The sequence below is a fragment of the Mesorhizobium sp. M5C.F.Ca.IN.020.32.2.1 genome (assembly GCF_004023105.1).
Taxonomy (GTDB): domain Bacteria; phylum Pseudomonadota; class Alphaproteobacteria; order Rhizobiales; family Rhizobiaceae; genus Mesorhizobium; species Mesorhizobium wenxiniae.
Window position 1 is genome coordinate 1 of the sequence record NZ_RZSX01001110.1, and the last position, 1,737, is coordinate 1,737.

Below are 1,737 nucleotides of genomic sequence, written 5' to 3' on the forward strand. Positions count from 1 at the left end.
GCGATGGAGCTGGCCTGGACCCAACAAGCGGCCCGTCTACAATTTCAGGAGCGAGGGGAGGGAATTCGGCTCGAACCGCTGCCTGATCGTCGCGGACGGGTTCTACGAGTTCACCGACCCCAAGGATCCAAAGAAGAAACGCAAGGACAAGTGGCTGTTCACGAAGCGAGACGGGCCGATCTTTTGCATCGCGGGCATCTGGCGGAAGACTGACGACGTCGGCGAGGCATTCACCATGCTGACTATGGAACCGGGTCCGGACATCACGCCCTACCACGACCGGCAGATCGTCATTCTAGAACGCCACGCCTGGGCCGATTGGCTCGACCCCGCCATACCGGCGCAATCCCTGATCAAGCGACTCCCGCAGGGATCGCTGCGCGTCGATCAGGTCGGGTGACAAGAAGGACGATCCGAGCCTCACGACTGTAGCGTGCAAGCATCCCGTGGCTACTCAAGGGGCTTGATCTCTATCGAGGGGCACTTTGAACCAATACTCTCGATCAGGCCCATGCCATTTGTCGCAAAGATGACCAAATACGTCGTGGTCCAAGATGCGCTTTGCGCTACCTGGACTGACTCCCAATTGCGCGAGCAGCGCGTACGAGGCCTTGTAATATTCGAGATGAGGCTCGAAATAGAATGGATTCTCGTTGGTGCCATCTCCCGAATAGTCAAGGCCCTGAACGAACACTTCCTGGAAATGCCCGAACACCTGTTGGGCGATGCGATCAGTCGCCGCTGCCGCTGCGCCCCCAAAGGCCGCGGCATGATCCATCTGATTGGATGCCATGGCGGCGGCCGACAAATGATCCATCTCTTCATTCCGGTTGCAGAGGCGCTCCAGCACGAGCAGTCCGATATGACGGGAATGGGCCGTGACGTCCGCAAACCGGAGCAGCAATTCGATTCCGCGGTACGATCGCGCATGCATTGCGGCGGAGGACAACGCGTAGAGCGTCCGGAATCGGTCATCTTCCGCAAATGCCGTCTCCACGATGTTCTTGAGATTTAGCCAGGCGACGCGCGCGCCGCCTTGCTCGGACATAACCCAAGCACGCCGCTCTTCTCTGGTTTCCCTCCCTTGACCAGCTAGAAAATTCGCCAGGGCGGTTTCGGCCTGTCGCCCGAGTTCGGGAAGTGTCCCGTCTGCTTGGATCTGACTGGCCACTGCATCCAACGAGGATCCGACCTGGTGTGGGAGCCAGACGGCCAGCGCCCGATGCTCGATCAAGGATCGGACGCAGAGCAGGGCGGCCAGGCTGTTTCCCTGCACGACTTGTCGTACGAGCTGTACCTTGAAGGACGCCGCCTTCGCCTGGTCGATCAGCATCGCGAGTTGAAGGCAAAGGGCGTTGAAACGCAACCATCGAACCTGATCTGTCGTATCGGGCGCTCCGGCCGGAAACTGGGAAACAACACGCTCCTCGCCGCGTCGCGCAGCGGCAAACCCAAGCACGTCAGTGGCATGAGCGCCCTCCCAAGTCCTGAACTCGGATTCGCGAGCGTTCGGAACTCCTCTCGGCCATCGGGGCAGCTTCTCGAGCAGGGGGACCAAAGCGGGATCACGAAGCGTGGGGGCTAGGTCGTTCCTTTCCGTTGCGAGCCATTGGACGATAGCCGGCGCCTTCATCACTTCAGCCACTGCGTCATTTTCGGCCGTTCGACGAATCTCCGGCAAGATGTCGGACAGGAGGAGCCGGGTCGTGCGCTTCCAGGATTCAGTTGATTTCACGC

The 1,737-nt window shown here is 60.0% G+C and carries 2 protein-coding genes; one reads left to right on the forward strand and one right to left on the reverse strand.

Annotation, left to right across the window (positions count from 1 at the left end; all coding sequences use genetic code 11):
- Positions 1-400, forward strand: a 400-nt coding sequence (locus EOA86_RS33390; RefSeq protein ID WP_128345444.1) for an SOS response-associated peptidase family protein, incomplete at its 5' end; no start/stop codon positions are given.
- 54 nt (positions 401-454) lie between these two features.
- Here EOA86_RS33390 and EOA86_RS39050 read toward each other — a convergent pair.
- On the reverse strand, positions 455-1,737 hold a 1,283-nt coding region (locus tag EOA86_RS39050), incomplete at its 5' end, for a hypothetical protein (RefSeq protein WP_164892269.1).